The organism is Paenibacillus sp. N22P23 (genome assembly GCF_059383735.1).
Genome location: NZ_JBXENT010000003.1, coordinates 532,081 through 556,085 on the forward strand (window position 1 = coordinate 532,081; position 24,005 = coordinate 556,085).

Here is a 24,005-nt window from a genome sequence, read left to right on the forward strand (position 1 = left end):
TCCTCCTCTTAATATTCCAAACGGTCCCTCGGGAAAAGTCGGCTGATGAGCGCAGAGGCGACCAGCGTTGCTAACGTAATTAAGATGCCGACGCTCGCCCCTGAGCCCACGTTAAATGCCCCTTCATTCAACACCGAAGTTCCTTTCGACATGCCGAATACCTTCTGGTACATGTAGTACCCCGGTGTAACCGTATGCGGATCATCGAGCCCGAACGTCGCCGACCATACGAAGAAGTTGAAGGCTGTAATCGTCCATAGGACCAGCGTTGTACGAAACACGTCCCGCAGGAGCGGCAGTGTAATCTTGAAGAATTTCGTCCACGGATTCGCACCCTCCAAGGTAGCGACTTCGTAGAAATCGCCGGGAATCCGGTTGATGCCGGCATTCAAGATCAGCATGAAATAACCGATCGAACCGAAGCTGAACGCCATAATCATGGCATAATAAATATGCTCGTTATCGGTCCACTGTATATTGGCAAGCGCCGTTAAGCCAAGGCGATTAAATACGGAGGTTAGCAATCCGAAACTCGAATTGTAAATATACTGGAGCCATACAACGGACATGACCACCGCGGAGACCGTATTCGGCAGAAAAATAAGCGATCGCCAGAAGTTCTTCCCCTTCACCCCGGAAGTTAGGATCGCCGCATAGAGGAAAGCAAAGACGAAGATCAATACGCCCCCTAGCGCCCATATGCCAAGTACATTTTTGACCGACCCGATAAAATAAGTGCTGCTCGTTACATCCTTGTAATTGACGAGGCCAACAAACTTCCACTCCGCAATACGGCTCGAGAGCGTCGGGATATTGTAGAAGCTCATAGCGAATGTTCGTAAAGTAGGATAAAGGAAAATGGCCAAGTAAATGATGACAGCCGGCGCTAAGAACAGCGCAATAATTGATTTTTTCATTCTCATGACAGCACCCCCGCAACATGTCAGCCTATATTCAGAAACGCGGCGTTCCCACGAACGCCGCGTTCCGATTGCAATAGCGTTACTTATTTACCGTCATAGAACTTTTTCGCTTGCTCCGCCATCTTGCTCACGTACGCTTCTGGTTTGATCTTTCCAGTCGCCAGCTCCATGAACACAGGGAGAACGGTTCCGCTCGAGAAATCGCCTCCGTTATCGATACCAAAGCCCCATGGCATGTTGACCTTCGCATTGCCAAATGCAACCGCAGCTTCCGCGAGCGGAGCCGGCCATGTCGAATCGATCGTAGCCGGAATCGCGAGCGCTTGCGTCGACATTCCCTCTTGTGCCTTCTTGCCAACAAGGTACTTCACCAGCTCGAATGCGGCAGGGATGTTCTTGCTGTTTTTATTCATCAGCAGCCCTTGTGCGCCGAAGGAAAGTCCTTGTTGGCCGCCCTTGTCATTGCCGTTCGCCACGACAGGGAATTGGAAGGAGCCCCATTGGAAATCTGGACCGGCTGTTGCCGCCACTTCGTTAGGAAGCCAAGTGCCGTTCAAGTACATCGCCACTTTGCCCAGTGCCAGATCCTGCTGTCCTGCCGGATACTTATTACCTGCGATCTTCTTAGAGAAGTAGCCTTTATCATTCAGGATTTGCATGTCTTTCGCGAACTGGAGCACGATGGGATCGTTCCACATCTCGCCTGTTTTGTCCTTGACCAGACTGTCGGTCCAATCGCTGCCCATCGCACTGCCGAGGTAACCGCCAATGAAAAGATCGCGGTAGGCATCATCGAACGTAATCGGATCTACGCCTGCTTGCTTGAGCAGCTCGCAATCCGCTAGAAACTCTTCCCACGAAGTAGGAACTGCAGTAATGCCAGCTTGAGCAAAAAGTGCTTTATTGTAGAAGAATAGTACCGCGTAAGGCTGCTGAGGAATCGCATAGTAGCCCTCTTCAAGACCTGCCGGTGCAGCCAGTGATTTAACCCAATCCATCAGCGATGGAAGCAGTGAATCCTTCACGGACTTGCCATCGATGCCGACAGACGGCTGCTCCAAGAGCTCGTCAAGCTTCAATACATGATCCTTGAGATTGCCGAGCGCCGAGCCCGGGTCTTGCTCGAATATATCGATTTGCTCTCCGCTTTCGAGTGCAGGCTTAATCAGCTTGTTAATATCACGACCGTTGTATTTCACTTCGACATCCACTTTCGGGTTGGCCGCCTCAAACTCTTTGACAGCCTCATCAATGACTTTAGCCTGCGGCTCCGCATTGCTCCACATCGACCAGAAGACGACTTTCCCTTCCAGGCCAGCAGCGGTGCTCTCGTCTGTTGTCGCATTGGCTGCATTCGTATTCGCATTGGTAGTTGCAGCTGTGTTCGTGGATTCCTTCTCATTCGCAGAAGCATTCGTCGTTGTAGATGGTGAATTCTCGTTGTTTGACTTCCCGCAGCCCGACAGTACGGTCAGCGCCAGCATGGTTGTTAACGTTAATGCGGCTAATGGTTTTCTTTTGATCAAAGTGAATTCCCCCCGGCAAGTAATGGCTTACAAGTGTGATTATAGGGGCAATTCTGCCAAGTAAGTATGACTGTGGATTAGATAAAACTGGATAAAACTAAGCCTGCTTCGAACGCCAACAAATAGAGAGGGGACATTGGTCCCCTCTCCTATAAGCAACCTGAAGAGCAAAAAGTATGTAAACCAATTATAAGAATATGGACTAAACTAAGAGCTTTGCCTGAAACCGTCTCTTTCGAAAACGATGATGGTATACTCATTTACATAAACTCAATCTCGATACGGACAGGTGCTGCCATGGGGATCTTAACGAGAATGCGCATTAAGACGCAGCTTAAGCTAGCCGTTGCACTTATTGTCATTATCATGCTGATGATTATTTATTCTTTGTACTCCCAAACCTCTCAAATTGTCATCAAAAACAACAATCAATATACCGAAGATACCATTCGGAAATTCAAGCTTAACCTCTCGCAGAAATCCGACGAAATCAGCCAGATTATCCTCAGCCTAGGGTTCGACCCTTTCGTGCAGAAATTCATGACACAGAACGATCCCAGCTTGCTATATGAGATGAGCAATGAGCTAGACCGCAAAATCATTTCATTAAAGGCTGGTAGGAAAGGGTTCCAGGACATCGTCTTAATCGGCACCAGCGGCATGCGGTACAGCCTGAACGGCAGCATCGATTTCGTGCAGCGCTCCAATAAGGAAATCGAGTCCAGCAAGACCGTGTATGTCAGCGGCTTGGAGCCCTACGATTATAGCTCCGCTTCGAAGAACAGCATGCTGTTTGCTCAAAATATCTATTCCAGCGACCTCGGCAACGGCACGGACGGCAAACGAATCGGCTATATTGCCGTCATTATCGACGTGGAGGCGATGTTCTTCGATGACGACAGGAGTATGACGGAGCCTGGCATAGGCTTCTATCTCATTGATCGACTCGGCAGCGTATATCCGGAGACGAATTCTCCCGATATTACTAGAAGCATTAGCGCGCTAAGCAGCCAGCATAATAGCGAGCAGAAGCTGACGGATTCCATAGGCGGGGTCAAGGGAGCCATCCAAATCCAGCGGCTGGACCAGATCAATGCCTCCGTGCTCAGCTTCGTTCCCCAAGAAGCGCTGCTGGCGGAGCTCGACTCTGTGCGCAACCGCAGCATTCTCATTGTCATCCTATCGATCCTATTAATGGCTGTTCCTTTCGCGGTGATTACCAACAACATCGTGCAGCCCATTCAGCTGCTCGTGCGATTCATTAACGGTATAAAGTCCGGCAGCATCAAGGATTTAAAGACAACCATTCACCTTGAAGGCAATGTAGAAATGAATGTAGTCGCCGAGAATTTGAACGGCATGTTAAGTGAGATCGACAATCTTACGCATCGACTCGTCGAGACGAACACCCACCTGCTGGAGGCTGAGATCGAGAAAGAGAAAGCCGCCACGGCTTATCTGCGCAGCCAAATCAACCCGCATTTTCTATATAACACTTTAGAATCGATCAAAGGCGTTGCCCTGGAAGCCGAGGCTCCCCAAATCGTCGACATGACGAAGGCGCTCGGCAAGCTTTTTCATTACAGCATCAAGGGCTCCGGTTATGTCACGCTCGATCAGGAACTAAACGCAGTGAAATCGTATGTCTACCTGCAGCTGATCCGTTTCGAGGATCGTTTCGACGTTACCTACCAGTTCACGGACGAAGCCCTGCAAGTATCGGTCTTGAAAATGATTCTGCAGCCGCTCGTGGAGAATGCGATTTTTCACGGACTTGAACCGAAAACAACCAAAGGAAACCTCACAATTACCGGCGAGGTCGAGAATGGTAAGACGCTCGTGCTCCGCATCACCGATGATGGAATGGGCGGCGATGAGGATACCGTACGCCGTATTCAAAGCAAATTACTGGAGAAATCATCCTCATTAAGCCGCGAGAGTCAGGATTCGCCTGACAGCGACAGTATCGGCTTGCTTAACGTGAATAATCGATTGCGTTTAGCTTACGGCTTTCAATATGGGCTCACCTTCGAGAGTGAAGCCGGCCAAGGAACATGCATAACCCTTACGATGCCAAGTCACTACGTACAACCGGGAGGGGATATCCGTGTATAAAGTACTTCTCGTGGATGATGAGAACCTTGTTCTAAAGAGTTTGGCGGCAGGCGTGGATTGGAAGAAGTCGGGCTTCTATGTCGCGGGTAAGGCCAACAACGCCACCAAAGCGCTTCAACTCATTCAAGAGCTGCAGCCGCATGTCGTGTTCACCGATATTCGAATGCCGGGGTTATCGGGCCTAGAGCTAATTAAGCAAATTAAAGAGCTGAACAAAGACATTCAAATCATCGTCATTAGCGGCTACGCTGAATTTGCTTATGTGCAGAAGTCCTTGAATTACGGCGTGCTCGGCTATTGCCTCAAGCCCTTCGACGATCACGAGATCCATACCCTGCTTCAAACGGCAGCGGGCAACCTCGATGAAATCAAGCACAAACGCGAAGGCAAGCTGCTAGAATTGCTTGATGATCCGGCTACAACAAGGGCACAATCCGCTTTCAACGAAATCTTGCATGACGCCGGCATCACCTCAGACACCCTTTATCTGCTCGTTTCCGTGGGCAAAGGTCGACTAACCTTCCTAGCGGAAACCAACTATGCAGGCATTAATCTCGGTTATGCCCGCAGTGTTTATTGGGTGCAGGCGCCAGATCGGGATGCGTTATTAGCAGCTCTCTCCTCACCTATCCCGGATGGGATTCTGGGCATAGGCATCCTGCATTCGGATCGAAATATAGAAGGCATGATGCAGCGAATCGAACAAAGCACGGTACGCGCATGGGATTTCTTTATTCATAATCGCAAGGATCTATACTGGGAGGAACAACAGGCTAAGGATGATCATGCAGCGCTGTTGATCCGAAGGCTTGAGAGAGCAGTCGCTAAGAGCGAGTTTGCCTTAGCTAAAGACTTGCTGGATGAGATGAGTCTGCCTTCAAACAAGCAATGCCTTACGATCTACCACACGCTGCGGATCTATAATATCGTTTATTTTCATTCTGCTTCTCATTCGTCCGAGGACGATTACATCTTTAGCAAGGAGCAGTTGTATCATCTCTACCCCAGCTTCGATCAGATGATCGACAGTTTGCAAGAAAGCTTAAATGACGAGTCCTTAGCCTCCGAGCCTGTAAGCGCATCCCGCGTTGTTAAGGGGGAAACCGAACACGCAAACTTGAAAGAAATCATCAAGTATATGAACGAAAATTATCGCAATCATATCTCCATCCAAAGCATCTCGCGCATTTTCTACCTGCATCCGAACTACTTGAGCCAGCTGTTCAAGCGTGAGATTAAAGTGACATTTACGGAATATTTAACGAATGTGCGACTAAAGGAAGCCAAGAACCTGCTCCGAACGACGAATCTGCCGATTGGCGAGGTTGCGGAAACGATCGGGTTCCGAGACTACTTCTATTTCACCCGGATCTTCAAGAAGAACACGCTGCAAACCCCTAAACAATACCGAATGCTGAACAATGGAGGCGGCGAGGAGTGATGAATATGAGCACCGTGCCACGGCGATTAGCCGCTCTATTAGCAATCATAGTGCTGTTTGCTACTGCTGCAGGCTGCCGCGACACCAGTCAGCAGCGACTGCCGGCGCAGCCTGCCTCCTCCGGACCATCGGAGCCTATGGATATTTCCGTTGCGATCTGGGAGCTGACGGCTAACTCGCTTGCTGAAGACCCGCTTATCCAACGCTTAGAGAAGAAGCTCAACATCTCAATCAAGCCGGTTGCCATCACAACCGCAAATTACGTGCAGCAGTTTCAAATGTGGGCGTCCACGGGCCAGCTTCCTGATATTTTCGCAGTCGATGCCGTAAACTCGCAGTACTACCGCAATTGGAGAGATCAAGGCGTTATCAAGCCGCTGCCCAGCGATTTATCCGCCTATCCTTATTTGGCCAAGTATTTGGCGACACCTGAATTTCAGGATCTTAAGGATCATGACAAGCTTTATTTTATCCCGCGCAAAACCTACGACAGCACCGACTATAACGTTCTGGACCGATTGGTCGCCTATCGTTGGGATCTTGCGCAGCAAGCAGGCATAACTAAAGAACCGGAGACGTGGGATGAGTTCCGAGCCATGATCAAGGCCATTGTGGATAAAGACCCGGAGAACAAGCATATTACGGGACTCACCTCCGTCTCCAAGCTGCTGCTGGGCGGATTGTTCTGGCTGTACGGCTCACCTGCCGCAACAAGCGACGGAAGCGGAAGTGATTTTAAATGGATGAAGGAAGATGGGCGTTACATTCCTGCCGTATTCTCGAAACATGCGATTGCTTCCTTGCAGCTGCTTCGGGAGTTCTATACCGACGGTTTAATTGATCCGGATCTGCCGATCACCAGAGGCAATATGGGATTTGATAAATTTGCCGAGGGTAAAGTGGCGGCTCTCATCACATCCGGCATGTTCCGCTCCGTGGACGCCAATATAAACAAGAATCGCTGGCAGAAGCTGCACCCGAAGGATGAGGATTTCTACGATAGCGTCCGGTTCCTCAAGCCCCTTCCAAGTATGGACGGCAACAGATACAGCGCGGTGTTCAAAACCTTCTGGTCCGAGAGCTATATCTCTTCGCAGGTATCTGAAGGTAAGATGGATCGCATTCTGCAGTTATTTGACTACATGAACTCTCCGGAATTTCTGGAGATGCGGCATTACGGCCTCATGGATGTCGATTACACCAAGAGCGGAGATGCGATACAGAAGAGCGATCCAAGTACCAACATTCTATTAAAATATCCATCGTTTACGGCCTTCGCGAATTTGGTCAATTGGGATGGCATGTTCGGGCTGGATCCGAATTTTTCCGGCATTTCTCCTGCAGCCTACGATGCGCAGCAGGAGCTGATTGACTACGCTTTGCGCATGACGAGTAAGCAGGCGTACGAGCCGCGGCTGACGAATCTATCTACGCCTACGAAAGATACGTTTACCATCTTCGACAACGATGATATGATTCGCGTTATGATCAGCAAGCTGCCCGTTGAAGTGATATGGAAATCCATTATCGACGGCTACAAGGCCAAAGGGCTGGACCGGATGATTAACGAGGTTAATGCGGAAGCGAAGAAAATGGGCATCCAATAAAAAGGTACAGTCCCACAACGTTATTGAGGGACTGTACCTTTTTCACCCTGCCTGCTTACTGCACTCTCAAATTATCGAAGTAATAATCCAGTGTCGTTCTGCCGTTAAGTTGAGCGGTAAAGCCGGACCACACATACAAATTCACATTGTTAATTTGATGGCGGTTAGCCTGTGCGATTCCGGTTAAACTGATCGTCACCGTATTCCACTGGTTGGCCGTCAAATTAGGCAGCCGATTCTCGTAGATGACACCGCCTGTTTGATCCTGGAGTTTCAACACAATGGGTTCGGTTTGCCCCGATGGGGATTGGGTCGTCGGATAAACATCGATCTTCAAGCTGGTGGCGTTAGAAATATCTACATAAGGACTGCTAATGTTGTAGTAGCCATTAGCCCAGCCGCTGGCAGGTACTGCGTAGTGGAACTTGATGGATTGAGCGCCTTCGGTTTTCTTCGTAGTATCTGCTGTTCGCGTAGCCTCGCCTGCCCACTGCGCCACATTTTCAAAACCGTTAATCAAGAGGTTCGATGATGACGACGTCGTTGTAACCGTGTAGCTGTCGATATCCGCTGCCGGATTATCGGCGGAGTCTCTCTGAATCTTAATCGTATTCGTTGCACCCGCATTAAGCGGAATCGTTATGGAGCCCGTATTGGCGAAGGTGTTCCAGCTGCCCGTTGGCGCGAAGCTGGTTTGCTGGATTTTCACATTGTTCACGTACAAACTTAACGTCCTGGCACTCGTATTCGCATTGGAGAAACGGACGACCAATGTCGCATTGCCTCCTGCGCCGCCATTTACACTATTGACTTGCGAAGACGCACCGACACTGTTCAAATTACCGACAACCTTGCCATTAGACGCATTCGTTGCATTCTGCTGCTGCCCTCCGCCGGCATAGGTGCCGTTCTCCGCCTCATAGACCGTCGTTCCTCCCGTAGGAGGCGGCGTTGTACCGCCATAACCGGAGGTTGCCGGAGCCGGTGGTGGAGGTGAATTCGTCATAACCGAGAGAAGCTGGCTCATGACAGGCTTAAACGTATTGTTGTTGCGCAGCAATCCGAAATTGGATTCCGGATCATTCAAATTTGTACTGCCATCTTTATACGTGTACAGGAACATCGGCCCCGTCCAAGCTGCCCAAGCAGACTGCGTCCACACTTGGAAAGCAGATACAATGTAGTCGCTTTGCTGCTGCTCGGTTACCGTATTCGGACCTGAAGTCGGGTAACCGAATTCCGTTGCCCATACTTGTTTGCTTCCGTCCCCATTATTGGCCATAATCGTATGAATTTCGTTCGCCCGCAGCAGGGCGTTCCATACGCTCGGCGTCGTTGGAGCTGCAGGCCAGCAATAAGGATGAATCGCGAGCGCATCAAAATAGTCCTTTCCACCGTTCGCATAAATCCCCGTCACCCAAGCATAGGGATCCGTGATACCCGATGTGTTGATCAAGTTCGCCGGTGCGCCATTGACGATCGTAACCGGTACATGCAGATCTACGGAAGCTGCACGGATAGCTGTCGCCCCCGGAATGAGAATATTACTGACAAATAAAGATGGGCTGGATTGTACCGAATAATTCGGCTCATTCCATATCTCATAGGTAGTAACGCCAAGTGGCAAATAGCGTCTTACGCCTAAGTCGAGGAAGTTCTTCCACGCATTAATATTAGCCGTGTTCGGATAGTAGCGAGTATCGGAATTCCCGCCATTCGCCCAGCTTGGCGTATAGCCAGCTACGAGCATGACTTTTAGCCCTCTGCTCAGAGCTGTATTGACCATTTTGTCCGGCCAGCTCCAGTCGTAGGAGCTCGCCCCTCCGGCTTGCACGATGTCCCATCTCAAATCTAAACGGACCCACTTCATGCCTGCGGCTACAACGTTATCCGCGGCCGTGTTCAGCTCGGCTTGTGTCCCAAAATACCACTGCCCCATTACCCCGCCTCGAGTATTAGGTGTACTGTAAGCGCTAACACTTGCTGGCATGGCTAATGTTGAGATTAGCATGGCGAGCATGGCGATGACCAGTACAACCGATATCCTGCTGCTTCTTTTCATGATAGAACCTCCCAATAGAGTTTTAATCATGTCGACCCGTGATGGATAGAAGCCTTCGCCTTCGTGCGTCGTACATTGTACGGTAACCAATCTTCCCCCTTTTTGTGAGTGGATTAGCACATCACTTCAATAGCGCTTGTCGCATATCGTACTTTACAGCCCGACTAGGCGTCAATTGAAGATCTTTACCTCTCAACTATTGGAATTATGATTGTTTACAGCATCTCGGTTGAACGGGGGGACCGCCGCATGAGTGGAGACAAGAAGCCGGACCCTCACTCGGATCCGGCTTCTTGTCATGTATCTTTTACGACGTTACAATGGTCCACTGCTGATTCGTTCCACCGTTGTCCGTCCACTGAATGACGTCGCCGCCATCGGCAGTCGAGCCACCGTTCAAATCTAGCACTAAACCGCTGTTACGGTTGATGAGCTTGAAATAGCCGCCGCCCAAATCGACGATACTCCACTGCTGGTCGGTTCCGCCATTATCCGTCCACTGTACGACATCGCCGCCATTGACCGTCGAGCTTCCGTCCACGTCCATCACTTTCTGGCTGTTGCGATTCACGAGTTTGTAATAACTCCCCACTGCAACGATTTTCCATTGCTGATTTAATCCCCCGTTGCTCGTCCATTGGACGATATCGCCACCGTCAACGGTAGATAAATTGTACACATCGAGCGCTTTGCCGCTATTGCGGTTCACGAGCCTGTAGTAAGCATCCGGATCAAATGCGCTCCCGCTTCCGGTTCCGGAACCCAGTGGTGCAGCAATCATGATTTTATCCATATTAGGCGCGTAAGCCGCACTGTTGGAGAATTTAATCGTGTTATTGCCTGCATTCAAATTGACGTCAATAACAGTCGTGTAGTAAGAATTCCAGGACAAGGTGTTCCGGAACGTAAACCGATTGGCCGTGCCGCCGTTTATGCTAATGAAGCCATATCGATCAACCACATTATTGTTGTACTCGTGCGTCCCAACTACTTCCGCATTCGCATAGCTAACGATCATGCGATACAGACCCGAGGCTGGGACATTCACGTTATTAAATTGAAGCGTGTTCGCTGCTCCCAGTCCGATGTAACCTACGAATTGTCCACCTGATGCCGCAGCGTCAGCCGTTACAACCGCCGTTCCCGCACGGGTATTACCGGATGCTTCGGCCTCATAGCTTGTTATTGTGCCGCCAGTCGAAGCGAGATCCAAATAATCGATATTTACAGCGTCCGAATCGTCGCTGGTAAACGCCTTTAAGTCAATTCGGTTTATGCCTGCCGTTAAAAATATGTTTGTTGTGACGCTGTTCCACGTACTCCAATTCGCCGTCCCTGGCAGCGAAAGGTCAGTTAGGTTAGCGCCATTCAGCACCAGTCGCAGCGACCGATTCGCAGGCGCGGATCCAATTGCTCCTGCTGCATAGCGAACGGTTAGATTATAGTAACCGTTCGTAGGTGCAGTGACGACAAATCCGGTCGTCGCATTATTGGAGCTGCCATAGCCTTCCACGAAATACGTACCGGAATAACCCGTATTGGTGCCATAAGTAATCGCAGCCGAACCCGATAGACGTGCATATTCGGCTTCATAGCGATTATTATTCGTGGCGGCAGTCAAATCTTTGTTTGGCGTAATGACCATGAGATAAGCGGACGATGCATTCATCGAAGCTACCGGCACCGTAATTTGACCACCGCTGACCGTATAATCGCCTTCTTGTTTGAAATATGGCCCGCCGGATGCCGCTATGCCGACATTATCGACACCCCATACCGTGGCGTGAACGGAGGTCCCTAAGTAGGAGGCTGACCCGAAGCCTTGTACGACAACATTATTGCTCCCGGAACCGCCGCCGAATACGACTCTGGCCTGCTTCGTCGCACTATCTAGTGAAGCAATACCCTGCAAACCGACGGCATTTGGGTTCGTAGGCGTAACCGTTACTGTGTTGCCTGTCATTTCCCCATACCATTTGTACAGCCACCAAGCGCCGGTTGCCTTATTGTTCTGTACGACCAGATCATTTAACGTTCCCGCCGTGGTCCAATACCCCAAGCTTCCATCTACTTTGCTGTTCTCAAACCGGGTAATCCATTGAACCAAATTGCCCGGATTGCCCAAATCTCCTGAAGAACGGCCATATTCATTAATGGAAATCGGACGTGCTGTAATGCCATTGCTCGTTTCGATGCTTCGATAATTGTTGTAGTTGCTATACCAGTTGGTAAAGAAATTATTCTGCAATTCATGCCAGGTAACCACATCCGGCAGGACGCTGTTATTCTTGGCAAACACCATAAACTGACTCATCGCCGAGCTGTTATAGCTGGAGAAGTTAGGTCCGGCTATGCGGGCCTGCGGGTCAAGCTGCTTAATCCGCTGTTAAACCGTCTTCCAGTCGTTAAAAAACGTCTGCAGAAGATTGCTCGTATTGTACCAGATCAGATCCGGCTCGTTAAACGGCACATAGACATAACTGGAATGATAGGGATCCGCGACGACTTTCGGTACCATCACGTCCACTTTGCTTAAGTAATCGTTGATGCCAAGATTCTCATAAGGCCAGTTCTGATAAATATCCTGCATATAAATCTGAATTTCCTTGCCGCCGTTCCGCTTAAACATCGGCGCAATTTTCAAGGCATCGCCATTGGGATGCTGCAAGCCGTCCGGCGCTTTCTGCGCGGTGACTTGCGGCTTTAACGCGGCAAGCATCGTATCCGTGGGCACACCTTCATCACCGGGACCATACAAAAAACCTGTAGCCCCGTATTTAAGTGCCCCTGTGCTAGATGCCAAATTTACCGTTAATTGCTCGCCGGCCGCGGACGCCGTACCCATCGGCAGCAACCCCGAGAGTAATGCAGCCCCTAACACGCCCGACAAAAACCTGCTCTTCAATTTCATTAATTACACCACCTTGTGTATGAAGTTGCTTACATCACTTATGGTAACGATTATTTTAATGGAATTAAATGAGAGAAAATTCACAAAATACGGTGATAAAATTCAGAAAACCGTTTATTTCGACCTTTTGATTTCCCATAGCCTAGCTGAACGTGCGTTAGGCAAGGTCACGTGCAGCGCTCCTATTCCGGTCTCCCATGTCCATTCGGCGTCACTATCGCTTGGATAGGCGAGCCTGATCTGAACGGACGCGTTTTTAAGCTCCGGCAAAAAAATGGAACAAGAGGGTTGGCTATGATCCATTCTCCAAACCGCCAGCAGCCATGTATCGGCATCCCGAATGCCAAAGCTAAACCATGGATCCTCGAAGTTCGGTAATTCTTGGGGCCAGAAAGGCACCCCTGAAGCGATATGATGGCGAATCTGTTTATAGTAGCAAATGGCCTCTTTAACAAGTGCAAGCCGTTCCGCGCTAATTTCAGCAAGGTGCCCGCTTTGATGCACCCGCAGCAGCAAGCTGTTCACCATGTTCATCACGACTTCTTCTCGGTCGCCTTCCCTAAGCGGGTATGACCATACAGCGGCCTGCTCCGGAGTAACCAGCGAGGCGCTTGCCGCTGCAATGACCGCGTTTTTCAAATAATCGGTTTGGTCGCTGGTGGATTGGATACTGTGTCTGCCGAGCAAGGCGTAGTCAAGGCGCATGCCTCCGCTGCCGCAGTTCTCGATGACAAGGTTCGGATATCTGGCGAAGACGCCGTCCAACCAAGCTAAATAGGCGCGATTATGTTCCAATAACCCGTCTCCAAAGCTATCGGCAGAATGCTCCGTGCCAATGCCGGCATTAATGTTGTAATCCATCTTGATATAGCCCACACCATATTCTTGGACAACCCTGTCTATGATCTGATCAGCGTATGACCGTACAGCGGGATTTCGAAAATCAAGCTGATAGCGTGCGTGATCAATGACTCGTTTGCCATGCCGAATAAAGAACCAATTGTCCGGTACCCGGGATGCCAGACTGCAGTTAATCCCCATAACTTCAATCTCCAGCCATAACCCTGAGATCATTCCCTTGGATCTGATATAACGGAAAACCTCTTGAATGCCTCCGGGAAACCGGGCCTCAGAAGGCAGCCATTCCCCAACCCCGTCCCACCATTCGCCATCGGAATACCAGCCGCAATCCAAACAATAGTATTCGCAGCCTGCATCCGCAGCCGCATCAATAAGCGGCAGCAGCTTCTCCGTCGTGGGATCGCCAAACAAGCAATTCATATAATCGTTGAAAATGACAGGAAGGTTGCGATTATCATCGTTCGGTCTTCTAATCCGTCTGCGATAATGTGTCATTGCGGCAATTCCCTGCTCGACTCCGCCCGTTACAGCTCCGATCGCTGCAGGTACCGTAGTAAAAGTCTCCCCTGGAGCGAGCGACTTCCACCAATGGTTCTCATCCTCCGTCGGTCCGCTGATTTGCAAGTACAGCTGGTCCGCCATGTCGCTGATTTCCCAGTGCCAAGAACCATTATGCTCGATTTGCCACACTAGACCTGTTCCCATTTCCTCGTTCTCAAGAAAACCCATCGGCGCGTATTGCGAGCTGGACCATGTGCCTGTACTCGAGAAGGCAAGTCGTTTCATTGAAAATTCGTTGACCTTCTCAAGCCCCAGCTCCGGCAATCGATAGCTGCGCCACTGCGCTTCGCCATACCAGGTGTTGTGCGGAACATGAAGGCGTATTTTATCATTGCGATGCTGCGCTCCTTCTTTATCCAAGCCGAAATACGCGAAGGTGGATACGTACTCCAAACCGACATCTTGAGAGCCTGCGTTCGTTACTTCTGTCCAAGTCCGAAGAACCGGAATCCCATCGTAAAACTGCAGGTGATGGCATACCTTCAAGCTTGTTCGATTGTCCTTAAACAATAACCGTACAATCCGGCCGTACTCATTCCTCGAATCGTTCGTTTCTAGAAGGGTCAATCTCTTGCCCGGCTGCGTTCCCGTATGCTTCGAGCCGTGATGGTCGTCATGATTCTCACCGCTTACATGCAGCTCCAGCAAACGATGCTTGGCTCTCTTCTTCTCCTCCCACAGCTCAGCGCCCGAAGGCTCGAGTGCGCCGACATGCAATAACCGAACATCTCCGAGTGCAGTTGCCTCCAGCAGCACATGCAGCCCATTTTCCGAAATTCGGATCCACTTTGAATCCAGCATCTTGTTCCTCCTTATCCTTTGACCGCGCCGGCCGTCATCCCCGCAACCAGATAGCGTTGAAGGAATATGAAGAGGATGACAACAGGCAATACACTAAGAACAGAAGCCGCCATCATGCTTCCCCAATCCGTTTGGTACAGACCTTTAAATAGGCTAATTCCGGGAGTCAGCGTCCGATGGGCTTCGTCATTGATGAAGACGAACCCGAACATAAACTCATTCCAAGCGTTAAGAAAAGCGAACAATGCGGTAGCGACAAGGCTTGGCAGGGAAACCGGAAGCAGGATTCGAAAAATAATGCCGACACGAGAACAGCCGTCGATTTCGGCCGATTCTTCCATTTCGATTGGAATGGTGTCGAAGAAGCCTTTCATCATAAACGTACAAAGCGGAATGGTAAACGTGGTATACGCAAGAATCAAAGAGGCATAAGTGTCAATGAGCGAAAGGTTCTTCATAACCAGGTACAATGGGATTAAGAGCAATACGCCCGGAATCATCTGAGATAACATCATCGCAACGCCGAACAATTTCACGCCTTTAAATCTGACGAATCTACTGAGCGCATATCCGGTAAATATAGAAACCACCAAGGAAAGTACCGTCGTCACGGCCGCAATGAACAGACTATTCTTAAAGAACGTCAAGAAGGCAGATCCGTTCAGCACGTTATCGAAGTGACTCCATGTAAACTTCTTCACCATAAAGCTCGGGTTAAGCGTACGAATCTGATCATCAGGTTTGATGGATGTGACAAGCATCCATAGAAATGGCATTAAGCAATAGGCGGAGAAACCTAGCAACACCGCATAGGTTAGAAACGTGACAAGCTGTTGTTTTCGCCGACTGATCAGCATACCTTCACCCCCGATTTTTTTTGACGCTGAAGAAGTAGTATAAAACAAATCCGCTTAGCATAAATCCAAGCATCATCGAAGCCAGCGCGGACGCATTCCCGAAGTTATATTCTTGCATCGCGTAGCGATAGATCATGATCGGCAATGTCTCCGAAGCGTGAAGCGGACCGCCTTCAGTCATAACCCAGATAAAATCGAAGTTGATCGCCGTCCATATGACATGGATAAAAATAATCGTTAATGAGATAGGCTTAAGCTGCGGCAGCACAATGTGCCAGAACCGCTTGCGAATGCCGGCTCCGTCAATCGCTGCCGCTTCCAATATATCTTTCGATATCGATTGAAGGCCGGCCAACAAGCTGATTGTATAGAAAGGAAAGCTTCTCCATATGTTCACAAAGACAACGGTCAATAGCGCCGTATTTAATTCACCCAGCCAATAATAAGGCTCGTTAAGGATCCCAAGCTTGACCATCCACAGATTCAGAATGCCGTAGTCTGGGGTGAGCATCCACGTCCAGGTCAGGCCGGCAATTACAATGGGGACCACCCACGGAATAATGATAATGCCTCTGAAAAGGGTTCTCCCCTTTACGTTCTGGTTCAATGCCAGCGCGGAAACGATACCTAGTATGTATTCACCTGCCACAGAGAGCACGGTCCATACCACGGTGTTCCAAAGAGCGGTTTGAAAGTATTCGTCTCGGACGACTTGCGCATAGTTTGCGAAGCCGGCAAATCCATTCACTGCTTGATTAAGTAAGTTTTTGAGCTGAAAGCTGTCCCACAGAACTTGAACCAATGGAAAGGCGTTGAACAAGATAAAGAACAGTACGGCAGGAACAATAAATCCGATGGCCAAATTTCTTAGTTTCTTCTCTCTTAGGGTCAGCATGATATTCACCACTTTACTCAGTATAGAAAAAGGCAGGTATGGCCGGAGAGCACGCCTTTTCGTCTGCAGCCCTCCGGTTCATGCCTGCCCGTGTTCATGTAGAAGTTGCGATTACATAACCCGTATTAGTTTCCGCTTAATTCGCCTGTTTGCGATAGGCTGTCATTAATGGCCTGGGACAGCCATTTCGCGACGCTTTCCGGTGATTCTTTCTTAAGGAGCGCTCTTGCCAACGAGTCTTGCATTGCCGTCGTAATGCCTCCCAGGGAGACGGTCGGGAAAACGATACCCTGCGGTGCCAGAGCCATGAAATCCTTGCCCCAGCCATCGTTCACAACATCATTACGAGGTGCATTAGAAGGATTGACGGCTTGTTGGTAATCGGCGCCAAGCAGGAAGGATGCCAGCTCCCATGTTTCGTCCGCATGCTCCGAGTTATAAACGAAGAGCGGCGCGATTTCCATGAATGTCGAAGGCGTATTCTTGTACATTGGCGGCGCAACCTTCACGTCCTTCATGCCTTCCGGATTTTCGGACGCGCGGCCTTCAATCCATGGGCCGTTTACAACCATGGCATATTGGCCCAATACGAAGTTCTGATCTTCTTCTTCCCAGCCCCATGTTCTTGCATCCGCTTTAATGGCTTTCTTCTCTACCATGCTTTGATAGAATGAGAAGACTTCCGTTGCTTTCGCGAGCTGATCCGGGTTATCCGCCCAAGTGTTTTTATATTTACCATCCGCTTGTTTTTCGGCCAATTGGACGCCATTCTGTCCGAGGTACATAATCAATTCTTGCGGTGAGCGCACGCCGGCGCCGGCGATACCGAACGCTTCTTTGCCTGTTTTAGATTTGACGGCTTCTGCCATGCCAAGCAGCTCATCCCAAGTTTTTGGAGGCGCGCTGATCCCTGCATCCTTCAAAATATTCTCGTGATAAAGGAGCGCCCGGATGCCAAGGTAATTGGGAAGCGCTTTGACCTTGCCATCCACTTTCAAGGCATCCAGCACGTTCGGATAAATCTTGTCCTTCTCGGCCCAACCCTCGATATAAGGCGTGAGATCCGCAAGGGCATTCAGCTTATTGAATTCCCCGAACCATTCGCTAAGTCCCCAGCTGATATCCGGTGCATCGCCTGCGTTGATTGCGGCTACCAGCTTGTCGTGAAGCACGTCATATGTAATCACCTGCAGGTCTACATTGATATTTTCGTGGCTATCGTCAAACTCTTTAACCTTCTGCTGAATCGTCTTGCCCTGATCGGAGCTCGGATCAAGCGCAGACCAAAACTGCAGCGTAACAGGGTCTTTCGCCGGCTCTTCGGTTGTCGCTGTCGAAGATTCCGTCGCTGTGTTCTCCGGTTCGCTTGCTTTGTTCGATGCTGCGGGCTCTTCATTGTTTCCTCCGCATGCAGACAATACGGATGCCAGCATAAGCACTGAAACGATTGCTGATAATTTGTTTGCAACCTTCATTGTTTGACCCCTCTCGAAGAACGAATATGGTTTACGCTTTCATCTTATAAAGTTTGGGGCCCTTTCGTAATGACGAAAAATTCACCAACATGTTGAATATATTAAGATTCATTACTTTCATTCGACAAGTTTCGCCGATATTGCGTCGGCTGGACGCCCGTGTATTTGCGAAACACTTGGCTGAAATAGCGCTGATCCGTATAACCGACATGACTTGCAATTTCATACGTTTTCAACGAGCTGCTTTCCAGCAATCGCTTGGCATGGTTCATCCGAAGACTTGTCAAATACTCCATGAAGCTGATTCCTGTGGCGGTTTTGAACAATGAGCAAAAATAGTTTTTATTAATATAAAACTGCTCGGCGATCTCATCCAAAGACACGGTTTTATAGTTTTCTTCCATATACTTTTGGATGACGGCTACGAGAGGCTTACCGCTCTTCGTACGGCTATCCGCCGCATTTTTCTTCACGACAGCATTGATCCACGCCATGATGCAAGCCTGTACCTGAGCAACCTGAAACGTATTTACGGCAGCCTTTGTTTCGTTCAGTAACACTCTCTGATCCTCATCCATCGGGTGTTTTTCGACGATGTTCAGAAAACCCATGATGGACTTCTTCCATTCCAAGCCGGCAGTGGCATAAAGCCTTTTCTCGCTGAACGCGGCGTCCAATAACTGAAACATATTTTGATCGTTTCGCAAGGACCCTGTCTCCATCATGAGGTCGAAGAGGAGGCCAATCTCCGTCCACAAAGCAGCCATCCCGGAATTAGAATCCGGGGCTTGCGCTGCACTCTTGTCATACACAGCGTACGCCGCTCCACCCGACATAGGGAGCGATTGCAGCGCTTGGTTCGCCTCCGCATAGGCCGCATTTAACTTAGTGATGCGCTGCTTATACGTACTCACACCTATTTTTAACCGTAGTCTTAAGCCATTTTGGAGGGAGCTCGTCAATTTAAGAAGCATCGGCATCAGCTCCGTAATGTTCTTATCCCATAAAGGCCGCACGATGACAAACTCATTGCTCAATTGCATATTGCGAAAGCAAATCGAAGAGGCGCCGGCTGTTTCACGAACGACATTGCGAACCGCATAATAAAACGTGGAGCGCTCGCCTTTATATCTGCTTTGTACTTGCTCTTCAAAATCGGTAAAACGCAGTAAAATAACCCCATACCCTGCGTCAGGCAGTTGGATGAGATGCCTCTGGGCTTGAACGTGCATCTCATTCTCATCAATTGGCGATACGCCGATCATTTGGGTCAGAAAGTCGTCTTGCATCAGCAAGAGGCCTTCGCCAAGAACCGCCTTTTCATTAATGCGGTCGCTGAGCGACTTGGAATCCTTCCGTATCTGTTCGACTGCCTTGCTCAAGGCGAGAATCAGCTGCGCTTCTTGAATGGGCTTCAAGAGATAATCGCGCGCGCCCAGGAGAAAGGCCGATCGCGAGTATTCAAAATCATCATATCCGCTAACGACAATGACCTTAGCGGTGGAGTTCGATTCCTCCTCCAGCCATTTCATGAAGCTAATGCCGTCTGTAAGCGGCATTTTCAAATCCGTTATGATCAAATTCGGCCGGAAGGCCTGCGTAAACTTCTTTGCCTCTTCGCCATTGTAAGCATGACCGACGATTTCCCAGCCCAGATCCTCCCAAGGCACCATTTTCTCCAGCTGTTCATGCACGGATGACTCGTCATCTACGATTAGTACTTTCACTTGATGCTGCCTCCTTTAGGGGTAACCGGTAAATAATACAGGTGCCTCTGCCTATCCCGCTCCTGATCTGAATGCCGTAGTCCTCGCCGCAAATCAATTTCATTCTGGATTGGACGTTTAACAGTCCGATCGAGCTTTCTTCTTCCCCGTCGATAACGTGCATAATCGTGTTCGTCTGATCATCCTTCAACAAGTCTTCTACCTCGTTAAGCTTAGACTCGTTAAACCCGATTCCGTTATCAAGAACAAACAAATACAGCGCGTTCTCTTCTCTTCGGATCCTGGCCGAAATCTTTAGGAGCTTTCTTTTCCTTGCGCTGGGAATAAGACCGTGTTCTACCGCATTTTCAACGATTGGCTGCAAGATGAGCTTCGGAATTTTCAAATCATGCACACCCGCATCGATATCTAGGCGGAAGCCAATGCTTTCCGGAAACCGCTTGTTAATAATGACTAAGTAATTGCGGATATGCATGATCTCATCGCGCAATTTGACCCATTCATTCTGAATGTTCATGTTGTAACGGTACATATTGCTTAACGATTGGCAGATGAGATTGAGGTCCGGGACCTTGTTTACTTCCGCAATTCCGGCCATCATCTGCAGCGTGTTAAAGAGGAAATGCGGGGAAATCTGAGCCTGCAGCGCTTTAATCTGACTCTCCTGGTTCATGAATCGAAGCTTCAAATCATGCTCGATCAATTGCTGGATTTTCTCGGCCATGCGATTAAATTGATTGCCTAGAAAAGCGATCTCGTCTTTGGCGAAGACATCCACCCTGGCATTGTAATCCCCGATCTGAATGCGGCCCATCATCCGATGCATTTGAATAATAGGCTTCGTAATGGTGTAGCTGAGCCAGAACGAGATGACCAGTGCGAGCAGGCCGGTCAGGATCAGCATCGTAATGGCGATATTGCGATAGTAAATTTGCTTCGGATTGATGTCATAGACGTAATTCAGCGTCCAAGCTGCATCCGTTAAAACGGAACTGATGTGGACGGTACTGCCTTCGTTATGCTGCAGCTCGCTGCTTTGCTGACCAACCCTTTTGGGATCCGTGCCATAGACTATGGTGCCATTAGCATCCGTAATCGCAATCTCTCCGTGATAAAAGGTGTTGTATTTCTCGACCAGGCTGCGAAACGACTTCTCCCTCAGGTCAATAACCAAGAGGCCCGAAGGCGTTCCGCGATAGCGCACGGGATACAGAAATTGAAAAATCGGCTCCTTGTATAAGCTGTCATAGCTCGCACGCATAAGCGGTTTATAGTGATTCTCCTTCGATAAAGCGAGCAGCTCATGAAGATAAGCAGGTTCCAGCTGGGGATAGTAGTTAGGAAAGAAATTGCCTACGACCTCTCCTTCTAGCCGCGTGACGTACATGCCTAAAATGTTCTTCACTCTCGACTGGTTATATACGCTCAAAAAATATTCATGAATATCGCGAACCGTGTTATACGTTCGGCTATCCGATAGAAATTCCTTATTTAAAGCAATGCTTTCGATTAATTCAGAATTCGTATAAATCTGGTAAGCGGTTTCATTTAAATCTCGGGCAAACTCCTCAATTTGTCCCTTCAAATCCTGTTTAATGCGATTGTCCGCAAACGTCTGGTCCGTTTTAATTTGCTGTGATACTTGGTAGAGGACGATGAATGATGTGATGCAAAGCGGAAGAGCGGCTGTAATGAGCATAGCTAAGAAAATTTTGATTCGAACGCGCCTAAACACAGCGATCTCCTCCTCCTTGTTTGATGTCTGTGGCAAGAAACGGATTTCTGCTATTTATTGTATATCACCCGCGCGAAACATTCAGGAAAAATGTCGAAAAAAGGCCGCATGTATATGCGGCCTCTTGCCCGTTTGATCATGATATCCCTTCCCGGGGGGCTACTATTAGTTTAGGATAACTAGTTACGGGAAGGGAATGCGATCATATTCAGCTAAATGTTCAATATATTTCGATACGTTAACTTCAATTCACTTTAACGAGCTGCCATTGCTGATTCGTTCCGCCATTGTCCGAATACTGGATGACATCGCCGCCATCGGCAGTCGATGCGCCGCTGACATCTGCGACTTTGCCGCTATTTCGGTTGATCAGCTTATAGTAGCCTCCGACCAGCACCGGCTGCCAATGCTGATTAAGACCGCTGCCCCCTGTGTACTGGATGACGTTTCCTCCATCTGCGGTAGACTGGCCCGACACGTCGAGCACCTTGCCGCTATTCCGATTCACCAGCTTGTAGTAGCCGCTGCCGACGGAAACGAATTGCCACATTTGGTTCATGCCGCCGTTATCCGTCCACTGAATGACGTCTGCCCCGTCCGCCTGCGATGCTTGGCTAACGTCCATCAGTTTGCCGCTCTTGCGGTTCACCAGCTTGTAATAGGCTGACGTATCTATCGTCGGTGTGCTGGTACCCGAAACACCGGTGATGACAAATGTGCTGACAGACCCTGCCGGCACCGTCGCAGTGAATTTCTTATTCGACAGTGAAAGACCTGAGACTGCAGCCAAATTCTCGGTGCCGCTGGTCCGAGTCCCTGTCACCGAGCCCGTCACGTTCGTAAATTGCGACAGGTCGTACGTCACCGTATTGGAAGCAGAAGAGTCGTTGACTGTGACAATGACGAGCTTACTGCCCACGCTATCGTACGCTGCAATCGAATCCCCATCCGCGATATCGAGGATTTTGTACCCTGGGCGGATGTACTTGCTCCACTGGGCCATGGAATAATACTTCTTCTTCACTGTAAAAGTGCCGAGGTTCGCGCTCGCATTGTTCAGATCGGTCTCGATCATTCCCCAACCGCCCGGCGTCTCCACCGCCTGCCAATAAACCCATGCTGCATTTTTCATATATTTGATATCCCACAAAATATTCCGCGACATCGTAATCCCGTTCGCTTCCCCGTCGCCGTGCTCGGAGTTCCAGATCCGCTTGCCACCGGCCGCGGTGTTCAAGCCTACACGATCACTGCCCCCGTACGTATGGGAATTGTACTGAACGAGCTTCGCTTTAGTCGCCGCCGAGTAACTATTGATCGTATCCCTCGCAAGATCGATGCTCGTTTCTTCCGGCGCGCTGATCCCCGTCGTTAATCCCTTGGCGGTTAGCGAGTTATACAGTTCGCCGATCATGATCTGCTGATTGGCGGGGTACATGCGGTTGCCCTCTTGGCGGTTGCCAAACGTCCAATAATTGGAGCTAGGTTCGTTAAAGGCGGAGAGGGTACGGAAATTAATGCCCCAGCTGCTCTGAAAATGCTGCGTAACGCTCGTCAGGTAATCCGCGAAATCGTCATACATGTCAGTCTTCAAGTTCTCGTCAGCGTTGGTATTCCCGGTAACGCTGCCGCTCTTCGTCATCCACCACGGAGGCGAGTTAGAGAAGGCCTCGGCAATGAACTCGCTCGAGTTGATTCGCGACTTAGCGGCATTCAACATCCAGCGCTGATTCGCATCCTGCGCCCAATCATAGCTTGCCGCAGCCGTAGCCTTGTAGCCAGGTATTCGCGCCCGCAAGTCCATATGGTTCGGATAGGCGGGATTCTCGCCGCCTCCGATATTGTAGCGTACGATATTCAAATTCAGTCCGCTAGTGCTGAACAGACGGTCCGCATAATCGTTGCGTACCGAATCCGTTGCACCCCCGACACGGTGCGCCCACCAGGCAAGCGTCGTACCCCAGCCTTCCCAAGTCTGATATTGAACACTGGGATTAACGACAGCCGTATACGCAGCTGCATTTACCTTGGGAACATTCATACCTCCCAAGCCCGATCCAATCATGGTCACCATCACCACCCAACTGAAAATGGACAAACCGATTCGTTTCAACATAACGCCATTACTCCTCTCATCTTCGAATGTTCATCAGGCAACTGATAACGCCACTCAGGAGGACCGCTCACAGTCCTTCCCCTCGTTTCGCCTCACCCCCTTTACGATCAGATCGATAGGCAGGAATAGAGCAATAGACTTGCCGGCTGAGCTAATGAAACCCATTTCATCAATGAGCGGCAAGCAACTAAATTGTACCATATTTATATGTAAGCGTTGTCAATTTATGCGCTGCAAGAACATGCCCCCTTGCGGTGGCGGCTGAGGGTTCGAAAAGCAGACTCTCAGCGACGAAAGCTCGCCCGAATAGAGCGGAGAGTCCCGAAATCGAGTTGTCCATATAGATCTTGAACGTGAAGCTGCCAACATAGTCGGTGGCTTTTTCTCGATGT

15 protein-coding genes are annotated in these 24,005 nt (G+C 49.6%); 3 read left to right on the forward strand and 12 right to left on the reverse strand.

Going from position 1 to position 24,005, the window contains the following annotated elements; all coding sequences use genetic code 11:
- Positions 1–8 precede the first annotated feature (8 nt).
- Both AC506A_RS17590 and AC506A_RS17595 read right to left on the reverse strand, forming a co-directional pair.
- On the reverse strand, positions 9–923 hold the full coding sequence (locus tag AC506A_RS17590; protein ID WP_495462307.1) for a carbohydrate ABC transporter permease: 915 nt from the start codon (positions 921–923) through the stop codon (positions 9–11).
- Between the two features lie 83 nt (positions 924–1,006).
- Positions 1,007–2,449: an ABC transporter substrate-binding protein gene (locus AC506A_RS17595; protein WP_495462308.1), complete on the reverse strand. Its 1,443-nt coding sequence runs from the start codon at positions 2,447–2,449 to the stop codon at positions 1,007–1,009.
- A gap of 315 nt (positions 2,450–2,764) precedes the next feature.
- Here AC506A_RS17595 and AC506A_RS17600 point away from each other — a divergent pair, with 315 nt between their 5' ends.
- From AC506A_RS17600 to AC506A_RS17610, 3 genes are read left to right on the forward strand one after another with little or no spacing between them, the layout of a single operon-like run.
- A complete protein-coding gene (locus tag AC506A_RS17600; RefSeq protein ID WP_495462309.1) occupies positions 2,765–4,564 on the forward strand; it encodes a sensor histidine kinase in 1,800 nt (599 codons plus the stop codon).
- Positions 4,557–6,005, forward strand: coding sequence for a response regulator transcription factor (locus AC506A_RS17605; RefSeq protein WP_495462310.1), 1,449 nt, complete (start codon positions 4,557–4,559; stop codon positions 6,003–6,005). The genes AC506A_RS17600 and AC506A_RS17605 overlap by 8 nt, the downstream gene beginning before the upstream one ends.
- A 5-nt stretch (positions 6,006–6,010) precedes the next feature.
- Positions 6,011–7,612: an extracellular solute-binding protein gene (locus AC506A_RS17610; protein ID WP_495462311.1), complete on the forward strand. Its 1,602-nt coding sequence runs from the start codon at positions 6,011–6,013 to the stop codon at positions 7,610–7,612.
- A gap of 55 nt (positions 7,613–7,667) precedes the next feature.
- On the opposite strand, the gene AC506A_RS17615 is transcribed toward AC506A_RS17610, so the two are convergent.
- From AC506A_RS17615 to AC506A_RS17660, 10 genes are all read right to left on the reverse strand, one after another.
- Entirely contained in the window at positions 7,668–9,674 is a 2,007-nt protein-coding gene (locus tag AC506A_RS17615; RefSeq protein ID WP_495462312.1) for a carbohydrate-binding protein, read from the reverse strand.
- A gap of 307 nt (positions 9,675–9,981) precedes the next feature.
- Positions 9,982–11,988, reverse strand: coding sequence for an RICIN domain-containing protein (locus tag AC506A_RS17620; RefSeq protein ID WP_495462313.1), 2,007 nt, complete (start codon positions 11,986–11,988; stop codon positions 9,982–9,984).
- Between the two features lie 72 nt (positions 11,989–12,060).
- Positions 12,061–12,585, reverse strand: a complete 525-nt coding sequence (locus AC506A_RS17625; protein WP_495462314.1) for a hypothetical protein — start codon at positions 12,583–12,585, stop codon at positions 12,061–12,063.
- Between the two features lie 114 nt (positions 12,586–12,699).
- On the reverse strand, positions 12,700–14,808 hold the full coding sequence (locus AC506A_RS17630; protein WP_495462315.1) for a glycoside hydrolase family 36 protein: 2,109 nt from the start codon (positions 14,806–14,808) through the stop codon (positions 12,700–12,702).
- Positions 14,809–14,819: 11 nt separating this feature from the next.
- A complete protein-coding gene (locus AC506A_RS17635) occupies positions 14,820–15,665 on the reverse strand; it encodes a carbohydrate ABC transporter permease (RefSeq protein WP_495462316.1) in 846 nt (281 codons plus the stop codon).
- A gap of 4 nt (positions 15,666–15,669) precedes the next feature.
- Positions 15,670–16,560 carry a carbohydrate ABC transporter permease gene (locus AC506A_RS17640; protein WP_495462317.1) on the reverse strand — a complete coding sequence of 297 codons (891 nt, stop codon included), beginning with the start codon at positions 16,558–16,560 and terminating at the stop codon, positions 15,670–15,672.
- Positions 16,561–16,685: 125 nt separating this feature from the next.
- Positions 16,686–18,035: an ABC transporter substrate-binding protein gene (locus AC506A_RS17645; RefSeq protein ID WP_495462318.1), complete on the reverse strand. Its 1,350-nt coding sequence runs from the start codon at positions 18,033–18,035 to the stop codon at positions 16,686–16,688.
- A gap of 101 nt (positions 18,036–18,136) precedes the next feature.
- Positions 18,137–19,762: a response regulator transcription factor gene (locus AC506A_RS17650; protein ID WP_495462319.1), complete on the reverse strand. Its 1,626-nt coding sequence runs from the start codon at positions 19,760–19,762 to the stop codon at positions 18,137–18,139.
- Complete coding sequence (locus AC506A_RS17655) at positions 19,740–21,497, reverse strand: cache domain-containing sensor histidine kinase (protein ID WP_495462320.1); 1,758 nt, start codon at positions 21,495–21,497, stop codon at positions 19,740–19,742. The genes AC506A_RS17650 and AC506A_RS17655 overlap by 23 nt, the downstream gene beginning before the upstream one ends.
- Positions 21,498–21,741: 244 nt before the next feature.
- On the reverse strand, positions 21,742–23,613 hold the full coding sequence (locus AC506A_RS17660) for an RICIN domain-containing protein (protein WP_495462321.1): 1,872 nt from the start codon (positions 23,611–23,613) through the stop codon (positions 21,742–21,744).
- Between the last annotated feature and the right edge of the window lie 392 nt (positions 23,614–24,005).

Bases quoted from the DNA above. Each gene is read 5' to 3' on its own strand.
- AC506A_RS17590 (WP_495462307.1), bottom strand. From the start codon at position 923: ATGAGAATGAAAAAATCAATTATTGCGCTGTTCTTAGCGCCGGCTGTC.
- AC506A_RS17600 (WP_495462309.1), top strand. From the start codon at position 2,765: ATGCGCATTAAGACGCAGCTTAAGCTAGCCGTTGCACTTATTGTCATT.
- AC506A_RS17610 (WP_495462311.1), top strand. From the start codon at position 6,011: ATGAGCACCGTGCCACGGCGATTAGCCGCTCTATTAGCAATCATAGTG.
- AC506A_RS17615 (WP_495462312.1), bottom strand. From the start codon at position 9,674: ATGAAAAGAAGCAGCAGGATATCGGTTGTACTGGTCATCGCCATGCTC.
- AC506A_RS17620 (WP_495462313.1), bottom strand. From the start codon at position 11,988: ATGAGTCAGTTTATGGTGTTTGCCAAGAATAACAGCGTCCTGCCGGAT.
- AC506A_RS17625 (WP_495462314.1), bottom strand. From the start codon at position 12,585: ATGAAATTGAAGAGCAGGTTTTTGTCGGGCGTGTTAGGGGCTGCATTA.
- AC506A_RS17630 (WP_495462315.1), bottom strand. From the start codon at position 14,808: ATGCTGGATTCAAAGTGGATCCGAATTTCGGAAAATGGGCTGCATGTG.
- AC506A_RS17635 (WP_495462316.1), bottom strand. From the start codon at position 15,665: ATGCTGATCAGTCGGCGAAAACAACAGCTTGTCACGTTTCTAACCTAT.
- AC506A_RS17640 (WP_495462317.1), bottom strand. From the start codon at position 16,560: ATGCTGACCCTAAGAGAGAAGAAACTAAGAAATTTGGCCATCGGATTT.
- AC506A_RS17645 (WP_495462318.1), bottom strand. From the start codon at position 18,035: ATGAAGGTTGCAAACAAATTATCAGCAATCGTTTCAGTGCTTATGCTG.
- AC506A_RS17660 (WP_495462321.1), bottom strand. From the start codon at position 23,613: ATGTTGAAACGAATCGGTTTGTCCATTTTCAGTTGGGTGGTGATGGTG.